This window comes from Deinococcus detaillensis, assembly GCF_007280555.1.
GTDB lineage: Bacteria > Deinococcota > Deinococci > Deinococcales > Deinococcaceae > Deinococcus > Deinococcus detaillensis.
This window is the reverse complement of record NZ_VKDB01000055.1, coordinates 1-6,209: the sequence shown is the minus strand read 5'-3', so window position 1 is coordinate 6,209 and position 6,209 is coordinate 1. Positions and strand designations below refer to the sequence as shown.

Sequence of the window (6,209 nt, the reverse complement as noted above, 5' to 3'; positions counted from 1 at the left end):
CCAGTCTCGGCTACGTCCCACCTGCCGAGTTCGCCGCCCGCTATCATCCAGCCTAGAAGTGACTTGCCTGCTGGTCCTGCGCTTTGGGTTCACTCCACCTCTTAGAGCGTTTGTCCGTTACGTTACCTGGGAAAAGCGCCCAAGCAACTCCACTTTCACCCGCTCTAGCACGTATTTCACTCGCTCCGCTCATACGTAAAAGAGAGGAATCTTTTACGTCAAATGCTCTAGAGACGTTCGCTGAGGATATACCGCTCAAACCACGCCTCAACCTGAACGCTGTGCGGAGCGGCCCAGGCAGCCCAAACATCTTCAGTCCAAGCCTGAATCATCGGTGAGCGCTCACGCGGGGTACGGCCCGCCACCACATCAGCAAGAGTGAGCCGAGACGTGAAGGAAGGCGGCGTGAGCCAGTGAAAACGGTCGTGCTTGAGGGTCTTGCCCAGACGCCCCGGACGCGTTCGCAGCCACAGCGCCTGTTCAGGCTCATAGCCGCGCTCCAGAACGCCGAACAAGACCATCAGGTGAATGGCTACTGAATTAACGGTTTGGTGAGATGGCTGGCCGGGATGCTGAGCAGCGTAAGCGTCTACGGTCAATGCACTGAACGGTACATATTCAATTGAGCGGGACGGATCGTTCATCGCCCCAAAGGTCGCCCAGCATGAAGCGCTGGACTCCATGTAGCGGTGTGTCGGGCCGTCAAGATGAAGGAACAGGCCGCCGCACCCGGTACACGGCTCAAGATCGGCAGATTGAATGCTGATTAACGTCATCTCGTGATCTCAACCTGAGCGGCCAGCGTGTCGGCCAAGCCAACTTCATACCCAGCATTCTGAGACAGTCCGAGGGGTGGATACCCCCACTCGCGGGCCACGTCATCACCGTAGAAACAGGCCAACACCGTGGGCTGATGGGTACTTTCAAGGTGGGGCGCAATGATGCTGCGCGAGTAGGCCAGATCGTCAGCGTCAAGCGTCAGGCGGCGTCCAGACGAAGCCGCGATCAATCCTTCCTGCGCCAGCATCGCCGCCAGCGTAACAGGATCGCCGTGCTGGACAGTGTAGGCAGCGCGGTGAGCGGCCTCAAGCACGCAGAGGCGCAACTCAGCCGGGCTGGGCGCTTGGCTCGTCCATAAATTGACGTTCACCCAGCCTGTTTTTGCCAGGACGCGGCCCACCTGAAACCGCGCCGCGTCATTGATGGCCCGGTTTGTCCAGCCACCGCCGAGATCGTCCAACACGGCTAAACCGACCTTGACAGGCCGTGCGAATGGCACGGCTTCAAAGCGGGTATTGGATTCTTCCAGAACCTCGCGGGCCAGCGTTTCCGCACCGAGGCTCAGCCACGTCTCCAGCCAGGCCAGCACGTTTTCACTAGCCATCGGGTTGGCGCTGACCAGGGGCGACAGGGCGACATCCTCGGCTTGTTGCGCGTCCCCGACAGCCGCTGACACATACGCCTGAAAACGTGCTGGGCCGCGGGGCACCTGGTACACCTCGCGCAGCTTTTCTAGCGTGGAAATGAGTTCAAACCTCATGGTCGCGGCCTCCTACACCGCAGTTTAAGCGCCGCGCTGAAAAAGCAAGTCGGCCAAATGGCCTAGCTCATTTCCCCCGTTCCCGGCGCTCCTGCTGGCGCATCGGCATGCCGTCCACCAGACCCAGCACTATATTGAGAGCCGGCGGCGCAGCGTAACGGGCCTTGACGCCGCCGTCTTTGCCGATCAGCGCGGCGGGGCCGTACTGTTGGGCCACTGTTCCGGCGGAGTCGGCCAGCAGCGTCAGGGTCAACGTCTGCGGGCCGTTCAAGCGAGCGTCACCTGAGTGCAGTAGCGCCACCACCCGCAGATCACGGACTTGAAGCGCCACATTTTGCCGCCGAACTTCAGCCAAATACGCCGCAGACGGCTGCGAGACGATCAACAAGCGCTCGCGGCCGAGATGGTCTTTGAGCGCCCAGAACTGGCCCGCCGCATCTTGCAGCACGAAGGCGGGCGCTGTCGCCGCCACACCGGACACCGCCACACTCAGCGCCACAGCTTTTAAGATGTCCATTGCTCAAGCCTGCCGCCCCCAAGCCGCGCCGCCCGTCAGCCGCCTTACAGTGTGATTCTGGTTCACGCTCCAGCGCCGCCCCTTGACCCCCCCGCCCGTCTGCGCCACACTACTCGGTAGCGTTGATCCGTCAAGAGTAGGCCGAAAAACTTGACCCAAGAGCGAGCCTGAGACGGTGAAAGTCAGGTGGGTAAGCGCGGCACGAAAGGCAGGCGGGGAGCGCGGGCACACCATGCCCGACAACTTCAATAAAGTGCCCTGAGGAGGAGTGGCTTGCCTAGGCGAGTCCGCTCACGACGATTCCGCGGGGAACTGGGGTGGAACCGCGCAGACCCAACTTGCGCCCCCAGACGGAAACAGGCTTAAGCTGCCGCCGTCTGGGGGCGCTGCTTTGGTTTATGAGCGCTCAGCTCAAAAAGGAGAACGTATGCCCGCAACCTCAATGGAAGAACTGGTCAGCTTGTGCAAACGCCGGGGCTTTATTTTTCAAGGCTCAGAAATCTACGGCGGCCTGCAAGGCTTTTATGATTACGGCCCGCTCGGCGTAGAACTCAAGAACAACATCAAGGCGGCGTGGTGGAGAAGCAACGTCTACGAGCGCGACGACATGGAGGGCCTGGATTCCAGCATAATCATGCACCGCTTGGTGCTGCGCCACTCCGGCCACGAGGCCACCTTTTCCGACCCGATGGTCGACAACAAAAAGAACAACAAGCGCTACCGCCTCGACCACCTCGTCAAAGATCAGAAAGCCGACGTGCAGGCAAAGGTCGCCGCGCACATGGGCGTAGACCCCGAGAACTTCCCCGCACTGGTCGCCGCACTGAACGCAGAACCTGCCAAGGCCAGCGAAGCCCTGCGCACATCAGGCGTGCGAGACGCTTTCTCCGGTGAAATCGGTGACTGGACCGAACCCAAGCCCTTTAACATGATGTTCAAAACCACCATCGGGCCGGTGGCCGACGAGGAAAGCTACGGCTACCTGCGCCCCGAAACCGCACAGGGCATTTTTACCAACTTCAAAAACGTGGTGGACTCCACCTCGCGCCGCTTGCCGTTCGGGATTGCCCAGATCGGTAAAGCCTTCAGAAACGAAATCACGCCGCGCAACTTTATCTTCCGGGTGCGCGAACTCGAACAAATGGAGATAGAATTCTTCTGTACCCCCGGCACCGATGAAGACTGGCACGCGCATTGGCTCGAAAAACGCTTGAGTTGGTGGGAAGCGCAGGGTGTGCCGCGCAGCAAAATTGAGATTCTGGACGTGCCCAAAGAAGACTTGGCTCACTACTCCAAGCGCACTTATGACTTGATGTACGATTATCCCACGTTGGGCTATGAAGAGATCGAGGGCATTGCTAATCGCTCCGATTATGATTTGGGCAGCCACACCAAATCACAGTCTGAACTGAATTTGGTGGCGCGTGTCTCCGAGAACAACGACAGCATCGCCAAACTGACCATTCCCCACCCCGAAACCAACAAGCCTGTCGTGCCATTTGTGATTGAGCCGTCAGCAGGCGTTGACCGGGCACTCTTAGCCGTGTTGAGCGAAGCTTTCACCAAAGAAACGCTTGAGAATGGCAATGAACGCATCGTGCTCAAGTTTAAGCCGCACCTTGCGCCGATTAAAGTGGCGGTCATTCCGCTGGCCCGTAACAAACCCGAACTGGTCGAACTGGCCCGCCAGATTAAAAACGACTTGCAAAAATTGGGCCTGGGCCGGATTCTTCTTGAAGACAGCGGCAATATCGGTAAGGCTTACCGCCGCCACGATGAAGTCGGCACGCCGTACTGCATCACCGTGGACTTCGATACCCTAGGCCAAAGCAACGAAGATTCGGATGTTAGCTTGAAAGATACCGTAACCGTGCGTGACCGCGACACCTTGCAGCAAGAACGGCTCAAGATCAGTGAGTTGGCAGAATGGATCCAGGCAAAGCTGAAATAAGTCGATCAACGGACTGGCGACTTCGCTCTAACAAAAAACGTTAAAATCTACTTCTCCCCTTGTAATTTGGGGAGATTTTTTATTTTCTACGTACAACAATCCTCTTCAGCCTCTGTTCACAACGGACTCATTGTATGGCGGCGTACGTAGGAGTCGGGCCTAGTTTATTAAGCTCGGGCCAGTAAAAGCCAAAGAGAAGTTACATCGGAGAGCCAGAGGTTCTTCTTACGTCAAGTCGTCGTTTGTTTGGCCTATTTTCATGACTTGGCCAGCTTCGGCAATAAGACGCCGCTTTTACACCAAAGGAGTTTCTCATGTTGAAAAGAACTGCGCTACTGACGTCTGCCCTGCTGCTGATTCCTTCCGCTCTCGCTGGCGGCGGCGCGGGAATGCCGCCCCGAAACAGCATTGCCGGCATCGTGGCCAACGATCCCAACTTCAGCACGCTGCTGGCGGCGGTACAGGCGGCGGGCTTGACCCAGACGCTCAGCACCGGCGGGCCGTTCACGGTGTTCGCGCCGACCAACGCGGCTTTCGCCAAAGTGCCCGCCGACCAGCTCAAGGCTCTGCTCAACGATCCGGCCAAGCTCAAGGCGGTGCTGCTCTACCACGTCGTGCCGGGCCGCGTGATGGCTTCGCAAGTGGTCAAGATCACCAGTGCGCCCACCGCTGAAGGCTCCAGCCTCAAGATCATGGTGAACGGCGGCACGGTCATGGTCAACGACGCCACCGTGACCAAGACCGACATCATGGCCAGCAACGGCGTGATTCACGTCATCGACACGGTGTTGCTGCCCAAGTAAGACGGGCAACACACCGGCGGGAAAAGGGGGGCGACTTCGCCTCTACTTTTCCCGCTTTTCGTTGAGGTTAAGATACCCGCAGAGGAAAACATGTGAAAAAACCATTCGCCGCCTGGCCACTCACCGCGCTCGGCGTGTTCGGCTTGAGCTTGGCACTGAGCGCTCCGAGCGCGGGACAGTCTGGGCAGATTTTCCGACTCCAAGTCACCGCCCCCGAACCGCTGCTGGTGGGTGGTCAAATTTCGCGCCCCCTGGTGAACCGCGCCTTTGAACTGCGCCTCAGTGCCGAGCAGGTGGCCGCTCTGCGGAAGGGAGAATTATCCAGCGCGTCCCTCAAGAAGGTCTACCGGCAGATCGAAACCCGCACGCCCAGAAATGCCTTTTTCCGGCAAGTGGGCAGCTCGTGGGTGGCGCAAGGCCAGACTGGCTGGCAAGTGGAGCGCACAGCCACCCAAAGAGCGCTTCAAAAAGCAGCTCAGCAGCGGCAACCAAACGTGCCCGTCTCGCTGACCCTGCAAGCTCCCCCGCGCAGTGTGAGGGTGCTGCAAGAGCGCGGGGTAGTGGAGCATGTCGTGACAGGCACCTCCAGCTTCGTGGGCAGCCCCGACTTCCGCGTTCACAATATCCGGGTGGGCAGTGCCAAACTCAATGGCAGTTGGCTGGAGCGAGGCGCTGTTTTCAACTTCAATGCCAAGCTGGGCAACGTCTCCTCGGCGAGCGGCTTCGTACCCGGCTACATCATTTCAGGCGGCAGTCTGGCGCTGGAAGACGGCGGCGGCGTGTGCCAGATCAGCACCACCCTCTTTCGGGCGGCGTATTTGGCGGGCCTGCCTCTGGTGGAGCGGCACGCCCACTCGCATCAAGTCGCTTATTACGATCCACCAGGGCTTGAGGCCACCGTCTACGCTCCGTCCAAGAATCTACGTTTTCGCAACGACACAGCCGCCCCGCTGCTGATTCAGGCGAGCTGGGATCTCAAGGCCCAGACGCTGCGCTTTGATTTCTTCGGAGCGGCCCCAGACCGCCGCGTGCAGGTGTCCGCGCCCAAGCTGAGCGACCGCAAGCCGGCCAGCAACCCAACCTACATGGCCGATCCCAAGCTCAAAGCTGGTGAGATTGAACGCGTTGACCTTCCCGCTTCGGGCGTGCGGGTGGCTATTGTACGGACGATTGCGCGCATAGGTAAAGACACAGGTAAGGCCGAACAAACCGATGTCCTCAGAAGCACTTACCGGCCTTGGGGCGGCACCTTCGCCGTCTCCCCAAACGACAAGCGGCTGAGGCGCTGAGAAGGTCAGCTCGTATCTGATTAGCGGCTTCCGGCGCTCCCGTCCAAGGACGAGGGTGCTGCTGTTAAGCTGTGGCGCATGGCTGGGACGCTGAGAGAACAGGATCTGC

Annotated in this window: 6 protein-coding genes; 3 read left to right on the top strand and 3 right to left on the bottom strand. The window is 59.3% G+C overall.

Translation table 11 applies throughout. From position 1 onward, the window contains the following. Window positions 1-227: 227 nt before the first annotated feature. From FNU79_RS18530 to FNU79_RS18520, 3 genes are all read right to left on the bottom strand, one after another. Window positions 228-776 carry a DUF5946 family protein gene (locus FNU79_RS18530; RefSeq protein ID WP_225430190.1) on the bottom strand — a complete coding sequence of 183 codons (549 nt, stop codon included), beginning with the start codon at window positions 774-776 and terminating at the stop codon, window positions 228-230. Next, the gene (locus tag FNU79_RS18525) at window positions 773-1,540 is read right to left on the bottom strand and encodes a hypothetical protein (RefSeq protein ID WP_143722272.1); all 768 of its coding nucleotides are present in this window, start codon (window positions 1,538-1,540) and stop codon (window positions 773-775) included. Before FNU79_RS18525 ends, FNU79_RS18530 begins: the two co-directional genes overlap by 4 nt. Before the next feature lie 67 nt (window positions 1,541-1,607). After that, entirely contained in the window at window positions 1,608-2,057 is a 450-nt protein-coding gene (locus FNU79_RS18520) for a DUF4174 domain-containing protein (RefSeq protein WP_143722271.1), read from the bottom strand. Window positions 2,058-2,484: 427 nt separating this feature from the next. Between FNU79_RS18520 and FNU79_RS18515 the strand changes: the two genes are divergently transcribed. The 3 genes from FNU79_RS18515 (at window position 2,485) to FNU79_RS18505 (ending at window position 6,100) form a co-directional block, all read left to right on the top strand. Continuing rightward, window positions 2,485-4,008 (top strand): glycine--tRNA ligase, encoded by a 1,524-nt coding sequence (locus tag FNU79_RS18515; RefSeq protein ID WP_143722270.1) that lies wholly within the window; start codon window positions 2,485-2,487, stop codon window positions 4,006-4,008. 314 nt (window positions 4,009-4,322) lie between these two features. After that, on the top strand, window positions 4,323-4,811 hold the full coding sequence (locus tag FNU79_RS18510; protein ID WP_143722269.1) for a fasciclin domain-containing protein: 489 nt from the start codon (window positions 4,323-4,325) through the stop codon (window positions 4,809-4,811). Between the two features lie 92 nt (window positions 4,812-4,903). Further along, window positions 4,904-6,100 (top strand): VanW family protein, encoded by a 1,197-nt coding sequence (locus FNU79_RS18505; RefSeq protein ID WP_225430189.1) that lies wholly within the window; start codon window positions 4,904-4,906, stop codon window positions 6,098-6,100. The last annotated feature ends 109 nt before the right edge of the window (window positions 6,101-6,209 follow it).